Source organism: Pandoraea sp. NE5, assembly GCF_024363545.1.
Classification (GTDB): Bacteria; Pseudomonadota; Gammaproteobacteria; order Burkholderiales; family Burkholderiaceae; genus Pandoraea; species Pandoraea cepalis.
Window position 1 is genome coordinate 3,047,239 of the sequence record NZ_AP025517.1, and the last position, 25,209, is coordinate 3,072,447.

25 protein-coding genes are annotated in these 25,209 nt (G+C 63.8%); 13 read left to right on the forward strand and 12 right to left on the reverse strand.

Annotation, left to right across the window (positions count from 1 at the left end):
* Positions 1-54 precede the first annotated feature (54 nt).
* Complete coding sequence (locus tag PanNE5_RS13955; RefSeq protein ID WP_017235249.1) at positions 55-726, forward strand: TetR/AcrR family transcriptional regulator; 672 nt, start codon at positions 55-57, stop codon at positions 724-726.
* A gap of 70 nt (positions 727-796) precedes the next feature.
* Here PanNE5_RS13955 and PanNE5_RS13960 read toward each other — a convergent pair whose 3' ends face one another.
* On the reverse strand, positions 797-1,702 hold the full coding sequence (locus PanNE5_RS13960; protein ID WP_017235250.1) for a LysR family transcriptional regulator: 906 nt from the start codon (positions 1,700-1,702) through the stop codon (positions 797-799).
* A 218-nt stretch (positions 1,703-1,920) separates the two neighbouring features.
* Here PanNE5_RS13960 and PanNE5_RS13965 point away from each other — a divergent pair, with 218 nt between their 5' ends.
* Complete coding sequence (locus tag PanNE5_RS13965) at positions 1,921-2,679, forward strand: SDR family NAD(P)-dependent oxidoreductase (RefSeq protein ID WP_261938169.1); 759 nt, start codon at positions 1,921-1,923, stop codon at positions 2,677-2,679.
* A 45-nt stretch (positions 2,680-2,724) separates the two neighbouring features.
* Here the strand turns inward: PanNE5_RS13965 and PanNE5_RS13970 are convergent, their stop codons facing one another.
* Together PanNE5_RS13970 and PanNE5_RS13975 are read right to left on the reverse strand one after the other, a co-directional pair.
* The gene (locus PanNE5_RS13970; protein ID WP_261938170.1) at positions 2,725-3,681 is read right to left on the reverse strand and encodes a DMT family transporter; all 957 of its coding nucleotides are present in this window, start codon (positions 3,679-3,681) and stop codon (positions 2,725-2,727) included.
* A complete protein-coding gene (locus PanNE5_RS13975; RefSeq protein ID WP_017234283.1) occupies positions 3,674-4,153 on the reverse strand; it encodes an Lrp/AsnC family transcriptional regulator in 480 nt (159 codons plus the stop codon). The genes PanNE5_RS13970 and PanNE5_RS13975 overlap by 8 nt, the downstream gene beginning before the upstream one ends.
* Positions 4,154-4,494: 341 nt before the next feature.
* Here PanNE5_RS13975 and PanNE5_RS13980 point away from each other — a divergent pair, with 341 nt between their 5' ends.
* From PanNE5_RS13980 to PanNE5_RS13990, 3 genes are all read left to right on the forward strand, one after another.
* Positions 4,495-6,723 carry a TonB-dependent siderophore receptor gene (locus PanNE5_RS13980; protein WP_261938171.1) on the forward strand — a complete coding sequence of 743 codons (2,229 nt, stop codon included), beginning with the start codon at positions 4,495-4,497 and terminating at the stop codon, positions 6,721-6,723.
* Positions 6,724-6,917: 194 nt separating this feature from the next.
* Positions 6,918-7,502 carry a TetR/AcrR family transcriptional regulator gene (locus PanNE5_RS13985; protein ID WP_026132008.1) on the forward strand — a complete coding sequence of 195 codons (585 nt, stop codon included), beginning with the start codon at positions 6,918-6,920 and terminating at the stop codon, positions 7,500-7,502.
* A gap of 135 nt (positions 7,503-7,637) precedes the next feature.
* Positions 7,638-8,063: an organic hydroperoxide resistance protein gene (locus tag PanNE5_RS13990; RefSeq protein WP_017234280.1), complete on the forward strand. Its 426-nt coding sequence runs from the start codon at positions 7,638-7,640 to the stop codon at positions 8,061-8,063.
* Positions 8,064-8,177: 114 nt separating this feature from the next.
* Here the strand turns inward: PanNE5_RS13990 and PanNE5_RS13995 are convergent, their stop codons facing one another.
* Both PanNE5_RS13995 and PanNE5_RS14000 read right to left on the reverse strand, forming a co-directional pair.
* Positions 8,178-8,756, reverse strand: coding sequence for a DUF1439 domain-containing protein (locus PanNE5_RS13995; RefSeq protein ID WP_017234279.1), 579 nt, complete (start codon positions 8,754-8,756; stop codon positions 8,178-8,180).
* Positions 8,757-9,008: 252 nt separating this feature from the next.
* Entirely contained in the window at positions 9,009-9,221 is a 213-nt protein-coding gene (locus PanNE5_RS14000; protein ID WP_017234278.1) for a SlyX family protein, read from the reverse strand.
* A gap of 102 nt (positions 9,222-9,323) precedes the next feature.
* On the opposite strand from PanNE5_RS14000, the gene PanNE5_RS14005 reads away from it, so the two are divergent.
* Positions 9,324-9,641: a YnfA family protein gene (locus PanNE5_RS14005; protein WP_026132006.1), complete on the forward strand. Its 318-nt coding sequence runs from the start codon at positions 9,324-9,326 to the stop codon at positions 9,639-9,641.
* Positions 9,642-9,646: 5 nt separating this feature from the next.
* Here PanNE5_RS14005 and PanNE5_RS14010 read toward each other — a convergent pair whose 3' ends face one another.
* Both PanNE5_RS14010 and PanNE5_RS14015 read right to left on the reverse strand, forming a co-directional pair.
* Positions 9,647-11,212, reverse strand: coding sequence for a GGDEF domain-containing protein (locus PanNE5_RS14010; protein ID WP_017234276.1), 1,566 nt, complete (start codon positions 11,210-11,212; stop codon positions 9,647-9,649).
* A 77-nt stretch (positions 11,213-11,289) separates the two neighbouring features.
* Entirely contained in the window at positions 11,290-11,754 is a 465-nt protein-coding gene (locus PanNE5_RS14015) for an Lrp/AsnC family transcriptional regulator (RefSeq protein WP_017234275.1), read from the reverse strand.
* A 267-nt stretch (positions 11,755-12,021) separates the two neighbouring features.
* Between PanNE5_RS14015 and PanNE5_RS14020 the strand changes: the two genes are divergently transcribed.
* From PanNE5_RS14020 to PanNE5_RS14040, 5 genes are all read left to right on the forward strand, one after another.
* Positions 12,022-12,651 (forward strand): LysE family translocator, encoded by a 630-nt coding sequence (locus tag PanNE5_RS14020; RefSeq protein WP_017234274.1) that lies wholly within the window; start codon positions 12,022-12,024, stop codon positions 12,649-12,651.
* A gap of 510 nt (positions 12,652-13,161) precedes the next feature.
* Positions 13,162-14,199, forward strand: coding sequence for a ubiquinol oxidase subunit II (gene cyoA, locus PanNE5_RS14025; RefSeq protein ID WP_261938172.1), 1,038 nt, complete (start codon positions 13,162-13,164; stop codon positions 14,197-14,199).
* A gap of 15 nt (positions 14,200-14,214) precedes the next feature.
* Positions 14,215-16,194 carry a cytochrome o ubiquinol oxidase subunit I gene (cyoB, locus tag PanNE5_RS14030; protein WP_026132005.1) on the forward strand — a complete coding sequence of 660 codons (1,980 nt, stop codon included), beginning with the start codon at positions 14,215-14,217 and terminating at the stop codon, positions 16,192-16,194.
* A 2-nt stretch (positions 16,195-16,196) separates the two neighbouring features.
* Positions 16,197-16,823 (forward strand): cytochrome o ubiquinol oxidase subunit III, encoded by a 627-nt coding sequence (locus tag PanNE5_RS14035; protein WP_017234270.1) that lies wholly within the window; start codon positions 16,197-16,199, stop codon positions 16,821-16,823.
* Complete coding sequence (locus PanNE5_RS14040) at positions 16,824-17,189, forward strand: cytochrome o ubiquinol oxidase subunit IV (RefSeq protein ID WP_017234269.1); 366 nt, start codon at positions 16,824-16,826, stop codon at positions 17,187-17,189.
* A 735-nt stretch (positions 17,190-17,924) separates the two neighbouring features.
* Here the strand turns inward: PanNE5_RS14040 and PanNE5_RS14045 are convergent.
* Together PanNE5_RS14045 and PanNE5_RS14050 are read right to left on the reverse strand one after the other, a co-directional pair.
* A complete protein-coding gene (locus tag PanNE5_RS14045; RefSeq protein WP_017234268.1) occupies positions 17,925-19,712 on the reverse strand; it encodes a peptidoglycan D,D-transpeptidase FtsI family protein in 1,788 nt (595 codons plus the stop codon).
* A gap of 243 nt (positions 19,713-19,955) precedes the next feature.
* The gene (locus PanNE5_RS14050) at positions 19,956-20,663 is read right to left on the reverse strand and encodes a DUF3047 domain-containing protein (protein WP_261938173.1); all 708 of its coding nucleotides are present in this window, start codon (positions 20,661-20,663) and stop codon (positions 19,956-19,958) included.
* A gap of 295 nt (positions 20,664-20,958) precedes the next feature.
* Between PanNE5_RS14050 and PanNE5_RS14055 the strand changes: the two genes are divergently transcribed.
* Positions 20,959-22,299, forward strand: a complete 1,341-nt coding sequence (locus PanNE5_RS14055; RefSeq protein WP_261938174.1) for a hypothetical protein — start codon at positions 20,959-20,961, stop codon at positions 22,297-22,299.
* A gap of 27 nt (positions 22,300-22,326) precedes the next feature.
* Here PanNE5_RS14055 and PanNE5_RS14060 read toward each other — a convergent pair whose 3' ends face one another.
* Both PanNE5_RS14060 and PanNE5_RS14065 read right to left on the reverse strand, forming a co-directional pair.
* Positions 22,327-22,857: a chromate transporter gene (locus PanNE5_RS14060; protein ID WP_017234266.1), complete on the reverse strand. Its 531-nt coding sequence runs from the start codon at positions 22,855-22,857 to the stop codon at positions 22,327-22,329.
* Positions 22,854-23,456 (reverse strand): chromate transporter, encoded by a 603-nt coding sequence (locus PanNE5_RS14065; RefSeq protein ID WP_261938175.1) that lies wholly within the window; start codon positions 23,454-23,456, stop codon positions 22,854-22,856. The genes PanNE5_RS14060 and PanNE5_RS14065 overlap by 4 nt, the downstream gene beginning before the upstream one ends.
* Positions 23,457-23,614: 158 nt before the next feature.
* Here PanNE5_RS14065 and PanNE5_RS14070 point away from each other — a divergent pair, with 158 nt between their 5' ends.
* Entirely contained in the window at positions 23,615-24,538 is a 924-nt protein-coding gene (locus PanNE5_RS14070) for a LysR family transcriptional regulator (protein WP_017234264.1), read from the forward strand.
* 56 nt (positions 24,539-24,594) lie between these two features.
* Here the strand turns inward: PanNE5_RS14070 and PanNE5_RS14075 are convergent, their stop codons facing one another.
* Positions 24,595-25,194 (reverse strand): TlpA family protein disulfide reductase, encoded by a 600-nt coding sequence (locus tag PanNE5_RS14075; protein WP_017234263.1) that lies wholly within the window; start codon positions 25,192-25,194, stop codon positions 24,595-24,597.
* Positions 25,195-25,209: the final 15 nt, after the last annotated feature.

Genomic DNA, 25,209 nt, shown 5'->3' on the forward strand with positions numbered 1-25,209 from the left:
ACAGTGTACACAAACAATAGCAGACATAATGGACACTGTCCACAAGGGGTTGTAATGACTGAACAGGTAACAACGGCCGGCCCGGCGCGCACGACATATCGACATGGCGACCTGCGCCGGGCGTTGCTCGAGGCCGGGATTGCGCTGGCACGCGAGGGCGGGCCGGATGCGGTTGTCTTGCGCGAGGCGACGCGCCGCGCCGGGGTCGTGCCGAATGCGGCGTACCGGCACTTCGCGAATCGTCAGGATTTGCTCGACGCCGTGCGCTCGGCGGCCCTGGCCGAATTGGCGGTGGCCATCGAACTTGAGTTGGCGGCACGGGAGACCTCGGCGCTCGACATGGTTGCGCGCGCCCGCGCCGGGCTGCGTGCTGTCGGCATCGGTTATCTGCACTTCGCTCGCGCGCATCCGGGGCTGTTTCGAACGGCCTTTTCTCCGTCGGAGAATGTGCGTTCGGCGGCCGATCCGGCCAAGGCGGGGGCGAGCGGTCTCAACCCGTTCGAACTGCTGGGGGCGGCGCTCGACGGTATGGTCGCGGCCAAGCTCATCGACGCGGCACAGCGACCCGGCGCGGAGTATCTGGCCTGGGCGGCCGTGCATGGATTGTCCGTGCTGGTCATCGACGGCCCGCTGCGCGATCTGCCCGACGATCAGGTCGACGGGTTGGGGCAGCGCCTCGTCGCAATGGTCGAGCGGGGGCTATCGCAAGGGGGGGAGTGTCAGTGAGGCGCAGACAGCCGCAATGGTCGTCGCGTGGGGCATTTGCCCACCGACTTCAACAGATGGCAACGCAACATTAAATCGCCGTCAGACGTGGTGTCAGTAAGTCGGCGAGCCAGTTCATGAACACCTGGGCGCGCCGGGGCAGGTGACGGCGGTTCGCATACAGCAAGGTGACCGCCAGCGGCTGCGCTTGAAACTCCGGCAGCACGGCTTGCAGCGTGCCGTCGGCCAACAGCCCTCGCACGCCGCTCTCGGGCGCCTGAATCAGCCCGAGTCCGGCGAGGCACGCCGCTTGATAGGCGTCGGCATTGTTCACGGTCAGTACGCCTTCCATTGGCCACTGCGCATAGCGTTCGCCGTCGAAGTATTCCCAGCCCACGGGGCGAGCGCCCAGCGTCGTCGCGTAGTGGATCAGTCGATGCGAGCGCAGGTCGTCGAGCGAGCGCGGTATGCCGTAGCGGGCGAGATACGCCGGGCTCGCGACGTTGATCTGCCGCATGTGGCCGAGCGGTCGCGCGATCAGCGTCGAATCGGCGACGGCGCCCACGCGCAGCACGCAGTCGAATCCTTCGCGCACGAGATCGACACGCCGATCGGTGCTCGACAGTTCAAGGCGCAGGGCCGGATGTTGCGCCAAGAAGGCGGGCAGTTGCGGAATGACGGTCGTACGCGCGAGCGTGGCAGGCAAATCGACGCGCAGACGGCCTGTCAGCGCTTCGTCGCGCGCGACGAACATCGTCTCCCACTCTTCCATGTCGGCGAGCAAATCCTGGCATCGCTCAAGGCACGCTTGGCCATCTTGCGTGAGTTGCACGCGTCGTGTGGTCCGATGCAGCAGGCGCGTGCCCAGCTTGGCCTCCAGTTGCTTGATGGCATTGGAGACGCTGGCGCGAGGCAGGCCAAGACTGTCGGCGGCCTGCGTGAAGCTGCCGGTCTGCGTAACACGCACGAAGATGCGCATGGCGTCGAGCTGATGCATGGTAAGCGACGGTCGATCCAATCGTTGATTGTTATGGAAATTTGATCAGTGTAATCAATTATTGCGGGTTTATTGGTGAAATTCGTTGCAATAACCTGTTGAACATACCGCCGCACCTCAACCTGCCGTCTGTCACCGACATCGAACGGCACGGGTGTCGATGGGGTTCAACAGGGCGTTGCCAACCGGCAAGGCCCAACGCCTTCAGGAGAAATACCATGACTCGCAAAATCGTTCTCATCACCGGTGGCAGCCGCGGCCTGGGCCGCGCGTCGGCGCTCGCAGCGGCACGTCGCGGAATCGACGTCATCCTCACCTATCGCAGCCAGCGCGCGGAAGCCGACGCGGTGGTGGCTGAGATCGTCGCGCTGGGTGCGAAAGCCGTGGCCTTGCCGCTCGACGTGTCGGATGCCTCGCAGTTCGGCCCGTTCGCCGCGCAAATCGGGCGCGTGTTGGGCGATGTCTGGCAGCGCGATACGTTCGATTTCCTCGTCAACAACGCCGGAACGGGCTTGCACGCGCCATTCGTCAAGACGACCGAAGCGCAGTTCGACGAGCTCGTGCGGCTGCACCTGAAGGGACCGTATTTCCTCACGCAGACGTTGCTGCCGCTGATCTCGGACGGCGGACGCATCCTGAACGTCTCGAGCGGTCTGGCGCGATTCTCGCTGCCGGGCGCGTCGGCCTACGCGATGATGAAGGGCGGTATCGAGGTGTTTTCGCGCTACCTGGCGAAGGAGTTGGGCGCGCGCGGTATTCGGGCCAATACGGTGGCGCCGGGCGCCATCGCGACGGACTTCAACGGCGGCACGGTGCGTGACAATCAGGGCGTCAATCAGATGGTGGCCGAGAACACGGCGCTGGGCCGCGTGGGCGAGGCCGACGACATCGGCGGCATTGTGGCGGCGCTGCTGGCCGACGAGACCGGCTGGATCAATGCCCAGCGCATCGAGGCGTCGGGCGGGATGTTCGTCTGACGGCCGACGGCCTCATGGGAGCCTCAGTGAGGGGGCGGTGAGGCATCAGTGAGCGGGACGGCGTGAGCGCATCGAACCGGACCAGGCCACGGCGCCGACGATGCACACACCGCCCGCGGCCATCTTGAGCGTGGGCGAGGTGCCGAACAGCGCCCATGCGAAGGCGATGGCGTAGACCGGCTCGAGGGCGATGACGACCGCGGCCTGGCTGGCTTTGACGGTGCGCAGCGCATGGATGAACAGCGTGTAGGCGAGGGCGGTGCACACGACGCCGAGGCATGCGAGCCACCCCCATTGCGTCGCGGGGAGCGACAGTGCCTCGCGCCAGGTGAACGGGCCGAGCACGAGCAGGATGCCGAAGCATTGCCACCAACTGGCCTGCAGCGGCGAGACCTGCGCGCCCAGCACGCGATTGGACAGGGCGATAACGGCGTAGAGGGCGCCGGAGAACACTCCCCACGCGAGACCGACGGTTGCCCCGGCGCGCCAGTCGAACGCCGGGGTGACGAGCGCCAGTCCGACGCACACGAGTGCGATGACGCCCGCGTCGCCCAAGGTGGGGCGCTCGCGACGCAATGGCCATTCAAGCAGGATCACGAACGCCGGGAAGCAGGCGAAGCCGAGCGTGCCGACGGCAACGCCGCCCGCTTTGATCGCCAGGAAGAACGCGAGCCAATGCGCGCCGAGGAGCCCGCCGGCGAGGATGAGTCGCAACGCCGAGGCGGGCGAGAGCCCGCGCCACGGCGCGCCGCCCGCGACCCGCGCGGCACTGCGCATGCCCGCCAGACCTGCGAGGGCAATGACGCTCAGCGCAAGCCACGAAAAGAGGCCGCGACCGAAGACGATCATCGCGCTGCTCGCGGCAATGTGCTCGCCGAACAGTGCCGAAGCGCCGAACAACATGGCCGCGACGTGCAAGGCGATCTGCTGGCCGGCCCCGCCGTGCGGGGGCTGGCCGGCGTCGGACGTCGCGAACGTAGCGGGGGACGCGGCCTCAGGCATCGCCGGAGCGGTCGGGCACCGGGACGGCCGTGGTGTACAAGACCTGCTTGAGCGCGAAACTGGAGCGAATGTTGCGGATGCCCGGGATGCGGGAGAGCCGATCGGTGATGAGCGTCTCGTAGGCACTCATGTCGCTGACCATAACGCGCAGGAGGTAATCGGCGTCGCCCGACATCAGGTAGCACTCCATGACGTTGGGCAATGCGGTGACGGCCGTTTCGAACGCATCCAGACCGTCGCGATTCTGGTTTTCGAGCGTGACGTGGATGAAAACGTTGATGTGCAACCCGAGCCGGGACGGATCGAGCAGCGTGACGCGCTGGCGAATGTAGCCCGCCGCTTCGAGCGCTTTCACGCGCGCCAGGCAAGGCGACGGCGAGAGGTTCACGCGCGAGGCGAGTTCTACGTTGGTGAGGCGGGCGTCCGCTTGCAGCTCCCGCAAAATCTTCAGATCAATGGCGTCGAGGTCCATACCACATTGCACGCGCGCCCCGGATGAGGGTCGGCGGTCCAGTCAATTAGCCGCTCGGTCGGCGACAGTGCCGCAATACTAGCCTATTTGACACGGTTTCCGATGCGCCGGTCAGACCACCGCCCCGAAACCACCGCCGCGGCAACTGTCCGGCAGCGTCGTTTGCCAACATTCCCTTCCTGTATGGGATGGAAATGTTGTATTTCCGTGTTGTCCCGCGACGCCGATCTTCAACACTTGTTGACGATACGTGAACGTTTGTTAATATTCCGATCTTTGAATGGGAATGTTAACGATTCGCATTCAATAAATATTTCAAATCGTCACTCGGGATTTGCAGCATGACCTTCGCTTACCATCACGGCGCCTCGGGGGAGGCTGGCCGCACCGCTACGGGCAACGTCGTCGTTCCCCGAAGCCGTCTGGCGCCGCTCGCGCTGGCCGCACTCCTGGCCTTTGTCGCCGCACCGGCCATCGCCCAGTCGATGGCGGCCACGTCCACGGATGGAACGACAACCGACGCCGATGCCCAAGCCACGCTCCAGGCCACAACGGTGACCGGCTCGGCCCTGCGTGAAACGCCGCAGAACCTCAAGCAGCCAGTGCAATCCGGCGCGCTTGGCTCGCGCAGCCAGCTCGATACGCCGTTCTCCACAACGGTGGTCAGCCAGGAGCAGCTCGAACAACGCCAACCCGCGAAGCTTGGCGACGTGTTCTCGACCGACGCCTCGGTGACCGACGGCAGCAACGCCTTCGATGCCTGGGCCGGCTACATCTATGTGCGCGGCATGCCGATCGACTGGCAATCCGGCTTCAAGCTCGACGGGATGCCCGTGATGACCTACGGCGTGACGATGCCGTACGAGCAGTTCGACCGCTTGGAACTGCTCAAGGGGTTGTCCGGTTTCATGTACGGCTTCGTTGCCCCGGGCGGTGTCGTCAACTATGTGACGAAAAAGCCGACGGACGAGCGCATCGCCAGCATCGATGTCGGTTTCCATTCGAACGGCATCTGGCGCGAGCATGTCGATCTCGGGGGGCGTGCCGGGCCGAACGACATGTTCGGCGCCCGGCTGAATTACACGCACGAGGAAGGCCGCACCTATTCGGACGGCAATCTGAATCGCGACACGGTGTCGCTCGCGCTCGACGCACGTTTGACGCCCGACCTGACGTGGAACTTCGGCGCGATGTACCAGGATCGCCGGGCGACGGGCACCACGCCCTCGCTCTCGACGGCGTCCTTCCAGGGCCATCAGTTGCCGGGGCCGATCAATGTGTCGAACGCGAAACTTCAGACGCAGGCCACGCATCTGAACACCATCACGCAGTTCTACACGACCGGCCTGCAATATCAGTTGAATCCGGACTGGAAGGTGTCGGCCAACTTCGGCTACAACAAGTCGACGCGCGACCGTAACGAAGCCACGCTCTATCTGCTCAACGGCGCAGGCGACTTCCGTGGCCTGAACGATCTGGGCGACGAAATCAATACGTTCCACGCGTGGCAGGTGGCGGCCGAGGGCAAGGTTCGTACGGGGCCACTCGCGCACCGGCTCACGTTCGGCTACGCATCGCAGTATCAGACGAACGACTACGCGTATCTGTACAGCCCGGTCACCGCGAACGCGTATGTTCCCTTCTCGACATACTCGGGCAATCTGTACCAGGGGGCGTCGTATCAGTTCTTTGGCGACGGCTCGACGCTCCAGGCGCAACGCGCCAGCGCCATTGAACAGCGCTCGGTCTTCGCCTCCGACACGGTACAGATCACGGATCGACTGTCGGTGCTCGGTGGCGCGCGCTTCACGAACTACAATCAGACGAACGCGCTAGGGATCTCGACCTACTCGACGAACGGTGTGTTCACGCCGACGCTCGCCATCATGTACAAGCTCGCGCCGAACACGATGACGTACGCCAGCTATGTGGAAGCGCTGGAGGCTGGCGAAGTGGTGGGGGCGACCTACGCCAACGCGGGCGCGGTGCTCAACCCGTTCAAGAGCCGTCAGTACGAGGTTGGCGTGAAGACGGAACAGGCCACATGGAGCACGACGGCGGCGCTCTTCCGCATTGAACGGGGTGCGGTATACACGAACAGCGCCAACGCGCGCGTCTCGGATGGCCAGTCGATCTACCAGGGGATCGAGTTGGCGGGGGCGGTGAAGCTGGGGCCACGGTGGACGCTCGGCGCCAGCGCCATGGCGCTCGATAGCTGGTACGCCCGTACGAACGGTTTCGACGGCAACCGGGTGGGCGGCGCGCCGCGCTTCGTGCTCTCGGGCAACGTCGAGTACAAGGTGCCTTACGTGCCGGGTCTGTCGGTCGGGGGCGATATTCGCTACAACGGTCGCACGGCGCTCAATCCGCAGAACTCGCTGACCGTCTCGGGCTATACGTTGATCAACCTCGGCGCAACGTACCGCACGCGCGTCGCAGGCAAGGACGTGACGCTGCGCGCGGCGGTGAGCAACCTGACCAACCGCAAGTATTGGGAATATCAGTACGACAACTACATCAAGCCGGCCGACCCGCGCATGGTCAGCCTGAACGCGAAGATCGACTTCTGAGCGACGTCGGACACCTGGCGAGATTTGGCCATTCATGGAGCAGCGGCTCGCAAGATTCGCTGTTTGTCTTCTTGGGCGCCGTACATGGGAGGGGGTGAAGTGGCGTCCCGGCTATGGCCTTCATTGAAAAAATCCATCGATCGATCCGATAAAACGGCTTGACTATCTATCTACTGATAGATAAAGTTCGTTTCATGAATCGCACACACACATCGCCAACGACACCGACGGTCAAGGAACAACTACTCGAGCATGCGCAGCGGTTCCTGATGACGCGGGGCTACAACGGCTTCAGCTATCGGGACCTCGCTGAGCAAGTCGGGGTCAAGACGTCGAGCATCCACTATTACTTCCCGGCCAAGGAAGATCTCGTACTCGAAGCCATCAAGGCTTACGACGCGTTGATCAAGGAAGGGCTGGCGGGCATCGACGAGGCACTGCCGCCTGCGCAGAAGCTGGCGTTGTACGCGCGAGGATTCGGGCGCATCGCGGCCGACGGGCATCGGATCTGTCTGTGCGGCATGCTGGCGGCCGACATCGAAACGCTGCCGGAGACGGTTCGCGAAGCGGTGCAGCGATTCTTCGCGTATCACGAAGCGTGGTTGGCACGTGTGCTGGCCCAGGGCGTGGCAGACGGTTCGCTCACGCTGACGTCGTCGCCCGATAGTACTGCGCGTGCGCTGTTTGCCGGGTTTCAGGGGAGCGTGATGGCTTCCCGTTTGTTCCGGGCGCCGTCGCGCCTGGAGGATGTGGTGGCGTCGGTGTGCGGCGTCGCTTGAGTTGACGCCGGCTCGCACGAGCCGGCCAGCGGATGTCAGAGGGGTCGTCGGGCCGGAAGGCAACACCGGGAAGGTGTGCCGGGCTGGGGCGATCGAAGTTTGGAAGTGAAATTCTCTACTCACCAGGAGTTCGTTATGTCGATCGAAAAAGTGCTGTACACCGCCCATGCCACCGCGACCGGAGGCCGTGATGGCCGTGCCGTGTCGTCCGACGGCGTGCTTGACGTCAAGCTGGTTGTACCCAAGGAAATGGGCGGCGCGGGCGTTGGCGGCACGAATCCGGAACAACTGTTTGCCGCGGGTTACTCGGCCTGCTTCCTGGGCGCGCTGAAGTTCGTGGCGGGCAAGGAAAAGATTGCGCTGCCCGCCGACACGAAGATCGACGGAAGCGTCGGAATCGGCCAGATCCCGACGGGCTTCGGCATTCAGGCGGAACTGAAGATCAGCGTGCCGGGCGTGGATCGCGCGACGGTCGAAGCGCTGGTACAGAAGGCACACATCGTGTGCCCGTACTCGAACGCCACGCGTGGCAACATCGACGTGACGCTGACGGTGGTCTGAGTTCGTGGCGTTCCCGGTCTCACGCGCAAGCGCGACGCCGGAGAACCCTGCGGCATAAGGCAAGGGCAGCCCGCGGGCTGCCCTTGTTCTTTTGCGACACGGCGCGCGATCCTGTCACTTCGTTTTGACTTCGACCTTGATGCCGTCGGACAGCACGGTGATGGCGCCCGGCTCGACATCGCGTCCGCCATAACGCAATTGCTCGGGTTTGAATGTATAGATCGGATACTGATTGAGTACTTGCTGGGCGAGAGAGCCGCCAATGGCCGTCAATTGTTGGTCGTATGCCGGGGGCATGCCGTTCACATCCACACGCTCGACGTTCGGGTTGTCGAGCAACACGGCGCGTTTGACCGGGTCGTATTTCAGCGCGCTCGACAGGCTCAGCACGCCAGCGAGCGGCTGGCCTTGCAGCAAGACGTTCTGCAATTGCGCGTCGATCTGCGTGATGACGCGATTGGCCTGCGGGTTGAAGCCGATTTTCGGATGCGTCAGTTCGACGGACAGCAGTTGGCCGTAGTTGAGCGTGGTGGGGAAGCGCTTGCCGACGGCCGCCTCGATGTCCTGACGTGTCATCGTGTACTCGCCGGTCCAGATGTTGTACGCGGCATTGGCCGGGCGCATGAGCGGGGCGAGCGCAAGGCCGAGGAGCCCCGCCGCCGTCAGGCGCAGCGCGTCGCGGCGCGAGGTCACGGAACTGTCCGAGGTGTCGGTGGGGAGGAGGCGACGAGGCGGGCGGTAAGCGGTCATGTTACGAAGGTCCGAGGGACGGGCACGGCACGGCGCGGCCATGCCTGAATCGTCGATGATGATGTGACCCGGACGACGCAGAATCGTTCTGCGTGCGGCAATTGCCCGTGCGAACCGTGTCAATCCGTGCCCACGCACGTTCGTCTTCGCGCAACGGCGCTACCGGCCCGCCAGTTCGATCCGGTTCGATCCAGTTCAATAATGCGGCGGGACTTCATGGCGTGGATTGCCATCGTTCCCCCCCTGTCCCTGCGACTGCATCTGCTGGTACAGCGCCTTGATCTGCTTTTGCAGCAAATCGAGCTGCTGCTCCTGACGCGTGACGATGTCGTTGAGCGTTTCAAGCAAATCTTCCTGAAACGCCGCCTTGACTTCGAGTTCGACGACGCGTGCTTCCAACGATTCCATGAGCTTCTCCGGTAGACGCGGCATTGTAGGCCACCCGGCGATTAGCCTGTCGATGTTGCCTGCGATATGACGCATTCGATTCGCGCCGGGCATAATCGCACGATGAAAACCTTCCTGCTTTATGTCGTCACGGCGGTGGCGGAGATCGTCGGCTGCTATTTGCCCTGGCTGTGGCTCAAGCACGATCGCAGCGCATGGCTGCTTGTGCCGGGGGCGATGTCGCTCGCGCTTTTCGCGTGGCTGCTGACGCTGCATCCGTCGGCGGCCGGTCGTGTTTATGCGGCGTACGGCGGCGTTTATATCAGCGTGGCGATCGTGTGGCTATGGCTCGTGGACGGGGTGCGCCCAACGCCGTGGGACATGGCCGGTGTGGCCATTGCGTTAGCGGGCATGAGCCTGATCGCGTTCCAGCCGCGCTAGTCGCTTCAGTCGCGACTGCCGCCACCGCTCATCTCGCCGGTGCCGGACGGCAGTCCATCGAGCACACGCCGTTCGTTCATGGTGCCGGCGTAGTGATTGCGCTTTTCTTCGTACATCAGCAAATCGGCCCGTTGGGTCGTGGCTTCGAGCCGCTCTCCAGCCTCGCACGTCGCCATCCCCATCGAGAAGGAGAGCGCCGTGCCAGGGTAGAACGAGTTGTTCAACTCCACGAGTTGGCGAATGCTCTCGATCAGCGTCGCGCCACTCGTCGCATCGGTGGAGGGCAGCAGCAACGCGAATTCGTCACCGCCGATGCGCGCCGCGATCTGCGGGGCGGTGACCGCTTTGCCCAACACCTCGCCCGCACGGCGTAGCAGCGCGTCGCCTGCGGCGTGCCCTAGCTGATCGTTCACGGTCTTCAGGCCGTTCAGGTCGGCGACGATCACCGTCACCGGATAGGGCCCCTTGCGCTCCAGCCGATTGAGTTCGTCGACATAGAACGAGCGGTTGCGCAGCTTGGTCAGCACGTCGTGCTTGCCGAGGAATTCGAGATACGACTCGGCCTTCTTGCGCGCGGTGATGTCAGTGAGCGCCACGAGCACCAGGTCCCAGCGCGCCTCGTGACCGGGCAGCACCGCGAATTGCAGATGAACGTTGATCTCGTTGCCATCGAGCGCGTAGTTGACGACTTCGCGCTGCTGGAACAGCTTGTTCTCCCACAGGTCGACCAACTGCTCGCGGAAATTGTGTCGCATGTCGTCGCGGAACACTTCGGGCAGGCGGGCGAGCAGCGAGGCCTTGTCGGGCGCGACGAACATCGCGAGCGTATGGCGATTCACGTCGAGCACGTGGATCTCGGTCATGCACCGTTCCACGAATTCGGGGTGAACGTCGGTAAACGTGCGGAAGTCCGTGATGCCACGCGCACGGGCGTCGTCGAGCAACAACTTGATGGCGCTGAAATCCTCGACCCAAAGCGAGACTGGCGAGTATTCGAACAGCCCGCGTGCGTATTGCTCGCCCATCGTCACGCGCTCGCGGGCGTGTTCGAGTTCGGTCACGTTTTCCAGCGAGATCAGCACGCGTCCCAGCGTGGCTTCGTGCCCGGGCAGGACCGAGCCGTTCAGGAGCACATCGAGACGCCGGCCATCGAGCGTGTAGTTGACCGTCTTGCTCGTGAAGTGTGTACGGCCGTCCCACAACTGGCAAAGCTCTTCGATGTGGGTCTTGAGCATGTCGTCGCGGAAGATGCGCGGCAGGCCGGCCACGAGCGCGTCGAGCGATGGGGCGTTGAACATCGACAACGTTCGTCGATTGACCTTGATGACACGAATGCGCCGCGAGCAAGCGGCGACGTGCGCCGGGTCGATCCTGAAGTGGGCGCGCAGGTCGGTGACCCCTTGCGCGCGCCATTCGTCGAACAGTTGCCTCACACCGCTGAAGTCCTCGAGCCAGAGCGAAACGGGCGCGAGATCGAACATCAGGGCGTCATCGTTGGCGGCGCTGGCCCCGAGCGCATTGCGCGGCAGGGAGGTCGGCTGGGAGGGTACGACGGGCGTGGCGTCCGGCATGAGGCACCTGAGGTCTGCTAAGTCGAGTCAGTCCGCCATTCTACGGGCAAATGCGCGCCACGCCGCCGAGAGTCGGATTAGAGCAACGGCGCACCGGTATCGCGTTTGACTTCTCGCAGCGACAGCATCGATTCGATTGACGAGACGCCGGGCAGGGCGCGCAGCACGTCGCGCGTAAACATGCCGTAATCGTCGAGATCCGTGGCAACCACCTCCAGCAGGTAATCGGCGCTGCCGGAGATGTTGTGGCACGACACGATGCGCTCGATGGCCTGGACTTCGCGCTCGAACTGCTCGGACAGCGCGCGGTCATGCACGGCGAAGCGCACATGCACGAATGCCGTCACGCCCAGCCCCAGCGCGCGGTTCGAAAGTTCTGCCCGATAGCTGGTGATATAGCCCTCGGCTTCGAGCCGTTTCAGACGTCGCGCACAGGGTGTTTCGGACAGCGACACACGTTCGGCGAGCCGGGCGTTGGAAATGCGGCCATCGCGCTGGACGATGGAGAGAATCGCCCGATCGATGGCGTCGAGTTCGTTCATGATGAGTATCCCGCTACGAAAGCTACTACAAAGATGGCATTCCACCACGATCTGCAATTTCCGGAAAGTGTTGCCCTCATCCTTCCGGATTAGGTTGATTGTCGCGGGTGTGACCTCTAACTTGGTGAGACTCCAATGTGAAATGCACTTTATTGGTGAAATAAGCTAAATTATTAAAGAATTGTGAGTGAAAAACGCTGTGTATCGCTCGTTGAATAGCGAGATCATGAGGTTCGTTTCCGCCATTGCGGCCGTCAGGGGAAAATCATGGTTTCGCTGCAGTTGCTCACCGTCTTCGTCGGTGCGTTGATCGTCGTCTACGCGTTGCCGGGCCCGGATATGGCGCTCGTCATGCAGACGAGCATGACGCGAGGGGTGCGGCACGGATTGGCGACGGCGGCCGGCTTGGCGCTGGCGCGTGCCGGGCACGTAACGCTCTCGGCCTGCGGCGTGGCGGCGTTGTTGCGTTCGGCGCCGTGGCTCTTCGAGACGGTGCGCATCGCGGGCGCGATCTATCTGGCGTGGGTGGCGATCCAGATCTGGCGTTCTCCGGCGTTCGGCATCGAGGCCGCGGCCGCGCCGACCGACGCTGCACCGCCGCTCGCGCATGCCGTGCGGCGCGGTGTGCTCTCCAGCGTGCTCAATCCGAAGGCGCTGCTGTTCTGTTCGGTGCTGCTGCCCCAGTTTGTCCGCGCCGAAGCCGGGCCCATGTGGTCGCAGGTGCTCGAACTGGGTGTACTGCTGCTGGTCGTGGGTGCGATCTTCGACGTGACGCTCGCCTTCGGTGCCGCCCGCATCGCCCGCTGGCTGCGCACCCGTCCGCTGGCACAAAAAGTCCAACGCTGGTCGTTCGGCGCGGCGCTCCTGGCGTTCGCCGTGCGCCTGTCGCTGGATTGAAACGCCGGGCCAACGTCCTCAGCTGCCTTCCCTTCCTCTCGATGCACCAATTCGGTGCGTTTCGCTGCGACACGGCAAATGGAGGTGCGACACAACGTCGCACCTCTTGAAATCTAAGAACCTTCCCGAATTGCTGCATTGCACAGCGTTTACCGCCAAACACGTGCCGATCTGCTTTGAAAACGTCGCGCGCGTATGCGTGAGGGCTGCGCGACACATTGTCGCGCCGGTGTGTGTGCGATGTCCGGCCTAATTAAACTTCGGCATAATGCCGCACCGTGATGGAAGTAAAAGACAAGAAGTCGGGCAGTGACTTGAGGTCTTCGGGGCGGCAACCCGCCCCGGTTCCCGTCTTTTCGATGACACAGTCGTCGTAGTTCGGCCGGTGCAATATCGGCGCGGCGACTGCTCCCGTCTCACCTTAACCCTTGCCAACCTCCTGCGACCCTGCATCAGGCCGGTAAGCCCGTGTTGCGCCGTTCGTTGGCCAACTCAACCCTGTCGTGTGACATGAAGAAACACAGAAACCCGCGATTGCTAAGGCTCCTCGCCCTGTGCTCGCCGCTGCTTTTGGCTGGCTGCGACATGGCCGTTCTCAACCCCAAGGGGCAGATCGGAGAAGAGACCAAATCCCTGATTCTCACGGCCACCTGGCTGATGCTGATCGTCGTGATTCCGGTCATCTTGATGACGCTGTGGTTTGCGTGGAAATATCGCGCGAGCAACAAGGCGGCCCGCTACGAACCGAACTGGTCGCACTCCACGGCCATCGAGGTCGTGGTCTGGCTCGTGCCGATCATCATCATTGCGATCCTCGCGCGCATCACCTGGGTCTCCACCCACGAACTCGATCCTTACAAGCCGCTGCAAAGCGATGTGAAGCCGATCACGGTCGAAGTGGTGTCGATGAACTACAAGTGGTTGTTCATCTACCCGGAGCAAGGGATTGCGTCGATCAACGAGTTGGCCGTTCCGGTCGATACCCCCGTGAATTTCAAGATCACGTCGGAATCGATCATGAACTCGTTCTTCATTCCGCAATTGGGTAGCCAGGTCTACTCGATGGCCGGTATGCAGACGAAGCTGCACTTGATCGCCAACCACGTCGGTGCGTACGACGGCATTTCGGCGAACTACAGCGGCGGCGGCTTCTCGGGCATGCGTTTCAAGACGTTGGCGATGACCGACAACGACTTCGAGCAATGGGTGACGAAGGTGCGCGAGTCGAAGAAGGTGCTCGACCGCGACGCCTACACATCGCTCGTGCCGATGAGCGAGAACACGCCGGTCACGTACTACAGCTCGGTCGACGCGAACCTGTTCCAGTCGATCGTGCACGCCCCCATGGCATCCGGCATGGCCCAGCAGCAGGACGGCCATGAGAACCACGGTGCCATGGACATGAAGGGCATGGACATGAAGATGGACATGAAGGGTGCGGCCAACGACACCGCGACGGCACCGGCCGCCGCGATGACCATGGCCATGGACAATGCCGGCGCGCATGCGATGCACGCCGGCGCGTCTGCGCACGCGCACAAGGAGTAAACAACAATGTCAACGCTGTTTGGCAAACTGACTCTCGAAGCCATCCCGTACCACGAGCCGATCATCGTCGGCGCGGTCGGCATGATGGTGCTGGGGGGGCTGGGCATCATTGGGCTGCTCACCTACTTCGGCAAGTGGAAGTACCTGTGGAACGAATGGGTCACGTCGGTCGATCACAAGAAGATCGGCATCATGTACGTGCTCGTCGCGCTCGTTATGCTGCTGCGCGGCTTTGCCGACGCCTTGATGATGCGTACGCAGCTCATGCTCGCGCACAACTCGCCGGGCATTCTCCCGCCGGAGCACTACGACCAGATCTTCACCGCCCACGGCGTGATCATGATCTTCTTCGTGGCGATGCCGTTCATGACGGGTCTCGTCAACCTCGTGGTGCCGCTGCAGATCGGCGCCCGCGACGTGGCATTCCCGTTCCTGAACACGCTCTCGTTCTGGCTGTTCGTGGCCGGCGCAGCGCTGGTGAACCTGTCGCTGGGCGTGGGTGAATTCGCGCGCACGGGCTGGCTGGCTTACCCGCCGCTCTCGGGCATTCAATACAGTCCGGGCGTGGGGGTGGATTACTACATCTGGGCCTTGCAGATCTCGGGTCTGGGGACGTTGCTCACGGGTGTGAACTTCGTCGTCACGATTCTGAAGATGCGTGCGCCGGGCATGAACCTGATGAAGATGCCGGTCTTCACGTGGACCTCGCTGTGCACGATGGTGCTGGTGTGCGCCGCGTTCCCGGTGCTGACGGTGACGCTGGCGCTGCTATCGCTCGACCGCTACCTCGACTTCCATTTCTTTACGAATGAGTTGGGCGGCAATCCGATGATGTACATCAACCTGATCTGGATCTGGGGTCACCCGGAGGTGTACATCCTGATTCTGCCGGCGTTCGGTATGTTCTCGGAGATCATCTCGACGTTTTCGGGCAAGAAGCTGTTCGGCTACAAGTCGATGGTGTACGCCACGGCCGCGATCATGGTGCTGTCGTTCCTCGTGTGGGCGCACCACTTCTTCACGATGGGCTCGGGTGCCAACGTGAACGCGTTCTTCGGTATCGCGACGATGATCATCTCGATCCCGACCGGCGTGAAGATCTTCAACTGGCTTTTCACGATGTATCGCGGTCGCGTACAAATGACCGTGCCGGTGCTGTGGACGCTGGGCTTCATCGTCACGTTCGTGATCGGTGGCATGACGGGGGTGCTGCTGGCCGTGCCGGGCGCCGACTTCGTGCTGCACAACTCGCTGTTCCTGATTGCTCACTTCCACAACGTGATCATCGGTGGCGTGCTGTTCGGTTACATCGCCGGGATGAACTACTGGTTCCCGAAGGCCTTCGGCTTCAAGCTCGACGAGCGTCTGGGCAAGGCAAGCTTCTGGTGCTGGCTGATCGGCTTCTACCTCGCGTTCATGCCGCTGTACGTGCTGGGCCTGATGGGCATGACCCGTCGCCTGAACCACTACGAAAACGCTGCGTGGCAGCCGTGGCTGATCGCCGCGTGGGTGGGGGCACTGTTCATCGCCGCCGGTATCGGTTTCCAGGTGCTGCAACTGGTCGTCTCGATCAAGAACCGCAAGGCGCTGGCCGACACGACGGGCGATCCCTGGAACGGCCGTACGCTGGAATGGATGACGTCGTCGCCGCCGCAGTTCTACAACTTTGCCGAAGAGCCGCGCGTGCATGACATCGACGAGCTGGCCTATCGCAAGGCCCACGGCATCAAGGGCGATCTGAAGACGAGCTACGCACCGATCCACATGCCGAAGAATACCGGCGCCGGTTTCATCATCAGTGCGTTCTCGCTGGTGTTCGGTTTCGCGGCCATCTGGCACATCTGGTGGCTGGCCATCGTCGGCTTCGTCGGCATGATCGTGACCTTCATCTGCCGCAGCAACGACGATTCGATCGACTACTACGTGCAGTCGCCGGAAGTGGTGGCCATTGAAACGGCTCACCATCAGGCACTGGCCGCAGCAGCAAAGGCTTAATCATGACGAGCGAAGTTCTCAAACACTCTGGCGCGCATGCCGATGCGCATGCGCACGACCACGCGCACCACGACACCGGTGGCAACACGATCTTCGGTTTCTGGGTGTACCTGATGACCGACCTGGTGCTGTTCGCCGGCCTGTTCGCCACCTTTGCGGTGTTGCGTGACTCGTCTGCGGGCGGCCCGACGGGCAAGGAACTGTTCGACCTGAAGTTCGTGCTGGTCGAAACGTTCATCCTGTTGTTCTCGTCGATCACCTATGGCTTTGCCATGGTGGGGCTGCACAACGGCAAGAAGAGCACGGTACTGGGCTGGCTGGCGGTGACCTGGTTGCTGGGTGCCGGGTTTATCGCGATGGAACTGTATGAGTTCCACCATCTGATTCTGGAAGGTGCGGGCCCGAACCGTAGCGGTTTCCTGTCGTCGTTCTTTGCCCTGGTGGGCACCCACGGTCTGCACGTGGCCTCGGGCCTGCTGTGGATGGCCGTGCTGATGTTCCAGATCGGCAAGAAGGGTCTGAACTCGACCACCACCACGCGCCTGCAATGCCTGTCGCTGTTCTGGCACTTCTTGGACGTGGTGTGGATTGGCGTGTTCACGGTCGTGTACCTGATGGGAGCGATGTAAATGAGCAATACGAAATCGGTGCAATCGCACGGCCACGACGCTGGCCACAATGCGGCCGGGGGTAGCCACGGCAGCGTGAAGTCGTACCTGATCGGCTTCGTGCTCGCGGTGATCCTCACGGTCGTGCCGTTCAAGCTGGTGATGGATGGCACGATGCCGCCGTCGACGGTGCTGCCGCTGATTCTCGGCGCGGCCCTCGTGCAGATCATCGTCCATCTGATCTACTTCCTGCACATGGACCGTTCGTCGGAACAGCGCTGGAACGTGATGGCCTTCGCGTTCACGATCCTGATCGTGTCCATCGTGCTGGTCGGCTCGCTGTGGATCATGCACAACGCCAACACACTGATGATGCCGGGGATGTAAGGCTTCTTCAGAACTTGTCTGCGTTTCTTCGGACAAGTGAGAGAAAGGCGGCGCCGGTTTCGGGGCCGCCTTTTTCTTTTTGGGGCGCTTTGGAGGGGCGGCCTTCCAGCCGATTTCCGAGCCGACTCGCTAACCGGTTTCGGTGAATGATTCGACGCGTTGCCGGGGGCACGGGCTTGTACCTGCCGTTTGGCGCCTCAGTACGCAAAAAAGGCAGTTCGAGTCATCGAACCGCCTTTTTTGCTCACACCTTCCCGATCCGTCGACACCGCCCGCTCATTCACCCCCAACGCCCCCGCAATCCCCCATACCCGCGACGCTTGCCGGTACCCTGACTGCGCTCCACTTTAAAGTCGCTCCGTCAGGGCACCGGCAAGCGTCGCTCACGCATCCTGTCTCACCACCCGCCTTGGTTGTCCCATGGGGGCGTCGCATCGCAATCGTTGACGGATCGGGGGCGGCGGCACGGTTCGCTCACGCGTCCTGTTTTACCAGCCACCTCGGTCGCCCGACGGGGGCGTCGCATCGTGTGCATTGACGTATCGGGTTGGGGGCCGCCCGCGGTGCGACTTAACAGGCATTGGAGTGCCGCGGGCGGCCCCCAACCCGATTTACCGCTGGCGTTGGAAGCGACCGGGCGCATCAGGACATACGGGCGCATCAAGACATACGGGCGCAACACGGAGCTACGAGGCACTACGAGACGCTACGAACCGATATCAAGCCCACAAAGCCCTATCCGTGCGACGCCGCCTTGTCATCCGGCGGCGTATCCGACGTCGGCGCGGCGAGGATGACCCCGGGCCGCACCGGCAGATCCGGACGAATCCCCAGCAGCGGCAACGCCTGCGATGCAATCTCCGCAAACGCCGGTCCCGCCGCCTGACCGCCAAAGTGCTGCGACGCCTTCGGCTCATCCACCGATACCGCAATCACCAGGCGCGGTGCCGACAACGGCGCGATCCCCACGAACGATGCCCGATACTTCGAGTGATCGTATCCGTGCGCGCCCGCCTTGTAAGCCGTACCGGTCTTGCCGCCAATGCTGTAACCGGCGACCTGCGCCGTCGTGGCCGTCCCGCCCGTATCGACCACGCCCGCCAGCATCTGACGCATTTCAGCCGCCGTGTGCGCGTCGATCACCCGCACGCCCTCGGGCTGCACCGGCGTATCCGGCTTGATGATGGTGATGGGCACGAGCACCCCATCGTTGGCAAAGATCGTGTACGCGCGCGCCAACTGGAACAGCGACGCCGAGATCCCGTAACCGTACGCCATCGTGGCCTGCTCAATCCGCCGCCACGATTTGTACGGACGCAAACGCCCCGATACCGCCCCCGGGAACCCCAGCTTCGGCTGCTGACCCAGTCCGATCTCGGTGAACATGTCCCACATTTCCTCCGCCCGCAACATCGTCGACACCTTGGTCATGCCGATGTTGCTCGACTTCTGAATGACACCCGCCGCCGTCAACACGCCATTCGCGCTGTCGTCGCTGATGGTCGCGCCTTCGAAGACGTATCGCCCGGGCCCCGTGTCAATGAGCGTGGTCGGCGTGAGCCGATGCAGGTCCAACGCCAGCGCCATGGTGAACGGCTTGAGAATCGAGCCCGGTTCGAAGACATCCGTGAACACGCGGTTGCGCAATTGCTCGCCCGTCAAATGCGCTCGGTCGTTCGGGTTGTAGGTCGGCAAGTTGGCCAGCGCCAGCACCTGACCGGACTTGGCATCGATGACGACCGCCATCGCCGCTTTCGCCCCCGTGCGTTCCAGTGCATTCTTCAACGCCTCGTAGGCGATGTACTGCACACGTGTATCCAGCGTCAGGCGAATGTCCTTGCCGTCTCGCGGCGGGCTGGAGTCGTCGAGGTCCTGAATGGTCCGGCCGATGCGGTCCTTGATGACGCGTCGCACGCCCGCCTTGCCCTCGAGCAAGGGCTCCTCGCCCAGCTCCATGCCCTCCTGACCCTTGTCTTCGACATTGGTGAAGCCCACCACATGTGCCGCGACTTCGCCTTCGGGGTAGAAGCGCTTGTATTCGCTGCTTTCGTACACGCCGGGGATGCCCAGGACTTCCATCTGTTTGCCGATCTCCGGCGAGACCTGACGCTTCACATAGACGAACTTCTTCTCGCCGATGAGCTTGGCGCGCAGTTCCTTCGCGGGAATGTCGAGCAGTTTGCTGGCCTTCTGCAGGGCACTGTCGGACAAGTCGTCCGGCACCTCGGCCGGTACCGCCCAGATGGTGCGCATCGGCAGGCTGGTCGCGAGTACGCGGCCGTCGCGATCCTCGATCTTGCCGCGCACCGCAGGCATGACAATGGTGTGCTCGTATCGCTTTTCGCCCTGCGCGATATAGAAACTATTGCCCGGGCCGGCAATCCAGAACGCTCGTGCGACCAGTCCGATGAACGCGAGGGTGATCGTGATGACGACGAACTTGGAGCGCCACATCGACATGCGCGACTGCAATACCGGACTGGAAGCGAACGTAACGTCCTTGGGCTGGCGATTCTTTTGCATGGCGCTCGCGGGGCGGTGAGAGGCGTGAACAGCAATGAGCCCGTCGACAAACTCTGGCTCAGATTCTAGGCGAGATAGCGTAGCACGCAAGTGACTGTTGTAATAGCGCAAAGGCCCCGTCAGACGGGGCGTTCCGGGATTTTTTCGACGGCATGGTCGCCGTCTCTCGAACCGGTGTCGGCAGATAAAACCGGACGCGGAATGTCTCGCGACATCGCCCTGCGCGCGGCGCACGCCGTGGCGTCACTTTCCCGCGCCGAACCGAACGTCGCCGTACCAGGCGTGCGCGCTGGCGTGCGTGTTGTCGCTGTCGGTAAAGATGCCATAGCCGAGCAGCTTGCCCGGCTTCTCCCGGTAGATGCGTTCGTAGTCCGCCGCCACGTTGCGCGAGAACGTTTGCCACTTGCCGAGCGACGCATTGCCGCCCGCCACCACGAGCATCTGCACCCGATCGGTGTGCGGGTTCTGGATGACGCCGCCCGGCGCGGCATCGTTGGACCAGATATACATCAGCGTGGCATAGGGCAGGTCTTTGCCCCCCGCCTTGGCCAGCGCCATGGCCGCCCGATCGCCGAACGGCAGCGACGATGTGTTGCCGTCGAAGAAAAACACCAGCCGCGCCGGCGAATCCTCCTTGTCGCCCACCCGGTTGTCGGCGCCCGGGATCGCCTGGTCGACTCTCCAGCGCCATGACACGACGGGCGTCACGCTCAGGTCGACGCCGTCGCCCTGAGCCATGAGCGCCGAGGCAGAGTCGACCGAAGTGGCCTCGATGACGTTGCGCCCGCCATCGACGACGACGGCGTAGGTGGTGAGTTTCTTCCCGCTCACGACCGGCAGGTTTCGCCATCCGGATGGCAAGGCACTGCCCGGCACGGCTTTTGAGAAGAGAAGGGCCTCCGGGGCAGGATCGGCCGCCCGTGCCACCGCCGCGCTCAGGCCGACGGCCACGACTGTCAGCGCGCCCACGAGCACACGCGTCCCCGCGCGCAGGGGGCCATCACGTCGACACGTCGGGACCCACGAGCGCGCGAGTCGCCCAAGCGGCCCAAGCAAAGCAGAGTGGGATGCGGCCAACTCGGGGACGATCGACATGGAGCCTCCAACGGATTCGGTGGCAACGCAATGCGTCCATCATCCCAGATTCTGCGTGAGGCGGTCCGACAGAAGGGCGGGCGAATCCTGAAGCGTCTTGCGCCGCAACGGTGGACGATGCTCGCTTTTCCGACATCCAGGAGGCGCCGACATGCCATTCGTTTCCCATGCAGCATCCCACCCGGTGAATCCGTTCATGCGCTTGGCCAACGAGGCAGTGAACTGCCTGCATGACGGGGTCCGCGGCGATTTCGCAGGCGCATCCGCGTGTTTGCGAGACAGCGGACTGCACCACCTGCTCAACGACGCATGGCAGAGCGCGTGCCTGGGGTATCAGCGACACGGCGCAGCACTCACCGGGGCCGCTGAGGTGACGTTCGCCTGTGCGCTAAGCGCCGTCACGGTGGGCGCCACGTGCCGATATCTTTGGCCCGAGCTGCGCGCGCTGGAGCGCGCCTGCACTGCGGGCGAGGGCGCGCTGCGCGAGTGGGCGCTCGACACCGATGCGCAACTGCGGCGTCGGACCGTGGAGGAAGTCACGGCCATGCGCCAGTGTCTGGCGGCATTCGACGCAACGCAGACCGCCGCCCATCCCCTGCCACCCACTGCGGTTTCGCAACGCGCCAGCGCAACGACGCGCCGCAAGTTCGCGGAACTGCGCATCGCGGAATCGCTGATTCTGCATCTCGCCGACGCGCCGCAAGCGAGCTTGGCGCAAAGCGACCGCGTCGTCGGGCTTTGCCAGTTACTGGCCCATGGCCTGGGTTTCCGGCTGTCCGGCGCCGTCCGGCACGCGCTCAACCTGAGCGACAACCGTCCCTCGCTGATCCGTGACGATGCTGCCTTCGCGCTGCTGCGCGAACGTCTCGAACCCGATTGGCGACACGATGCCGAGGGCTCGCCGACCTTCAGCGTTCATCCGGTCGACGTGCAACTGTTCGATCCGTTGGAGACGACTGACGATCTCTCGGACGACACGCGAGACGCCCGCGCGATGCTGACCCATCCGGAGGCCCTGCGGCGCGTTCGATCCCGCGTGGTCGCGCTGTTCGCCGCCAGCGTACGCGCTGACTGCGGCGGTGATGGCGACTGGCGAAATCTCGCCGTCCGCGCGCTGAATACCGCCGCGCAGCGCGGGCTGACCTGTGAGCGCGTACTTGACGCCATCGGCGTCGCGACACGCGCGAGTATCAGCGCGCGCTTCGCTTGGCGCTGGACCGACGAACCGGTGCCGCAGGCGGGAGAGGTCGTCGTTCCGGCGATCCCGATAGACGTTGCCCCCTGGATTGCCCGCTTGATGATGGTGGCCGGAACACCCGGGCGGCGTTCCCCATGCCCACCCCGGCTTGCGGCGCTGGCACGCGGCGATACGCCCGCGTCGCTGGTGATCGGGTCCACCGACTGGATGCATCTGGTCGACGGGATCGGCACGTTGGGCCGTGATCACTGGCACGCGTCGTACGCGCACGTGCGCGAGGCGGGCAGGGGGTGACGTAAGCGGCGGGCGCGACCGCTGCCGCTACAGGTACGCCCCACCGAGCAAACCCGCGATGCTGCCCGCAGCGAGCCACCACAGCGGATGCACGCGCGTGCGGATGGCGAGCACCGCCACGGCCGCCGTGATCCCGCCGAGCCACCACGATGTCGCCGACGCTTCGACGATCAAGGCCGCACTCGCGGCAACGAGTCCCGCCGTCATCGGCACCAGACCAGCCTGCACAAGGCGACGCCATGGCCGGTCCTTGAAGCGCTCCCACAGGTGCAACACGCCGATCGTGATGAGCGATGACGGCCCGAACTTCGCGAGCGATGTCACGAGCATGCCCTGCCAGCCGGCCACGTGCCATCCGACGAGCGGCACGATCATGAGGTTCGGGCCGGGCGCCGCCTGCCCCAGCGCAAACAGTGCGCTGAATTGTTCCGACGTCATCCAGTGATGCAGATCGACGACCTGACGCTCCATCTCCGGCAGGATGGTATTGCCGCCGCCGAAGGCCAGCACGGACAACTGCGAGAAGATGAGCGCGAGCGAGACGAGGGTGCCGGTCATTGCGACACCCGCCACGTGGCGTAAAGGGAGATCGGTGTCATCACCAGCATGGTGAGCACGAGCGGCACGCGCAGCACCGCGATGGCGATGAAACACGCCGCCGCCACCGCGGCAAGCACCACGGACTTGCGCAGCGGCCACGAGACTTTCCAGGCGATCTGGATCAACAGCCCGGCAGCGGCCGCTGCGAGTCCGGCGAAGAGATGCCGCACGTGCGGGTCGTGCTGAAAATGCTGATAGATCGTGCCCAGTGCGATCACCACCGCCGACGGCACGGCGATCAGGCCGAGGATCGATGCGAGCGCGCCGCGCCATCCATGAAAGCGCATGCCGAGCGCGACGGACAGATTGATGATGTTGCCGCCGGGCAGAAATTGGCACAGCCCGAGCAAGTCGGTGAATTCGGCGGGCGTGATCCATCGATGCTTCTCGACGATCATCCGACGCGCCAACGGCAGCGCTCCGCCGAACGCGGTCATGCCAAGGCCAAGGAAGCCCAGGAACAAGGCGCGAATGCTTGGGGCGTCGGCAACTGGCGGCGCCGGCGTCGTGGCGGGCAGGCCGGAGTCTGCAGGTGCGGAGGGGGCCGGAAGGCTCATGGCGGGTTCGATCTGAAAACGGGACTGCGGTGGGGGACGCAAGACAGGGGGCCATCGAAGGACGGACAGCACCGATGCCGCGCGCAACCCCTTGAGCGTAGGCGGATTGCGCTATATTGTCCAATATATGGAAGTGACTTGAATCATATCGAATCAATATGGCAAATATCGACGTGCGGTTATTGCGCTACTTCATTGCGGTGGCTGAAACGGGGCACATGACGCGCGCGGCCGAGCGTCTGGGCATCGGACAACCGCCGCTCTCGCAGCAGATCCGGGTGCTGGAAAGCCAGCTGGGCGTGACGCTCTTCGAGCGCCTGCCGCGCGGCATGGCGCTCACCGACGCCGGCCAGGCGTTTCTTGGCGACGCGTACGAGGTCGTGCGCAAACTCGATCAGGCGGTCGACGACGTGCGCCGCGTCGCGGCCGGCATCAAGGGACGGCTGTCGGTAGGCCTGACCAGTTCCGCAGCACTGCACCCGTTCGTGCCGACGGTGATTCGTACCTTCCGAAGCGATGCGCCAGCCGTCTCGCTGATGCTCGACGAGAGCAGTACAAGCGAGCTGCTCGACGGCCTGCGCGACGGGCAACTGGACGTTGCATTCGTACGCCAGCCGCAGGGGGATACCGCGCAGATTGTCTTCGTACCGGTGCTCGAAGAGCCGATGGTGCTCGCGGTCCCGTCGGCGCATCCGCTGGCCCTGACGGGGCGGGCGGGCAAAGCCGCCGTGCCGATGACGGCCATTGCCACGCAGAAGCTGATTTTGTATCGGCGCCGCACCGGGCAGGGGCTGTACGACGCCATCATCGCGGCGTGCCATGGCGCAGGCTTCAGTCCGAACATCGAGCAGGAAGCACCGCGTCTGCTGACGACGCTCTCGCTCGTCGCGGCCGGGTTGGGCGTGTCGGTCGTGCCCGCATCGCTCATGCGCATGCAGGTGGAAGGTATCGTCTACCGGCCGCTTGCGCCCGCGCCACGTGCACCGTTGTTTTGCGCCCACCGCGAAGGCGTGCTCGCCGGGCCGGCGGCGCGACTGCTCTATCACGTGCGCGAGGCCGCGCAGTCGATCGCAGCCGGATGAGGGGGGAAGTCGGAAGAGGCTTGATGCCGTGGGGGGGGGGCAGCAACGACGCACACTCAGGCCGTCGTGCCCCCCTTTTGCGTTAGCAACGCCTCGATATGCCCGTGCAGTCCCACGTCGCTCCATTCCAGTTCGCCCATGCGCCAGAAGCGCGCGTTGCCCGCGCGATCGACGAGATAGGTGGCCGGCAGCCCGAGCGATCCGAAACGCTTGTAGACGGCACCGTCGGCGTCGAGCAGCACGGTGCCGTCGATGGGAAGTTTGTCGAGGAACGGCTTGACTGTCGCCAGGGGTTCCTTGTAATTCACGGCGACCAGTGCGAGGCCGCGCTGACGGTATCGACGTGCCACCTCGCCCATCGCCGGAATCTCCTCGCGGCAGGGGCCGCACCACGTGGCCCAGAAGTTGAGGATGACCACGCGTCCACGCCATTCGGACAAGGCGTGCGGCCGGCCGTCGAGTCCATCGAGCGTAAAGGCGGGCGTGGCCCCACGCCACGCCGAGAGCGTGCCGCCGGACGTGCCCGCGAGCGCGCTGTCATCGACTTCCGCCGCCCCATTGACCGGCCCGGCGGCCCGCGCCGGTGCGCCGACGCCCCCCAGCGCACCGGCCGTGCCGAGGGCGCCGAGGGTGTGAAGAAAATGACGGCGATGCATGGCGGTGCGCTCCTT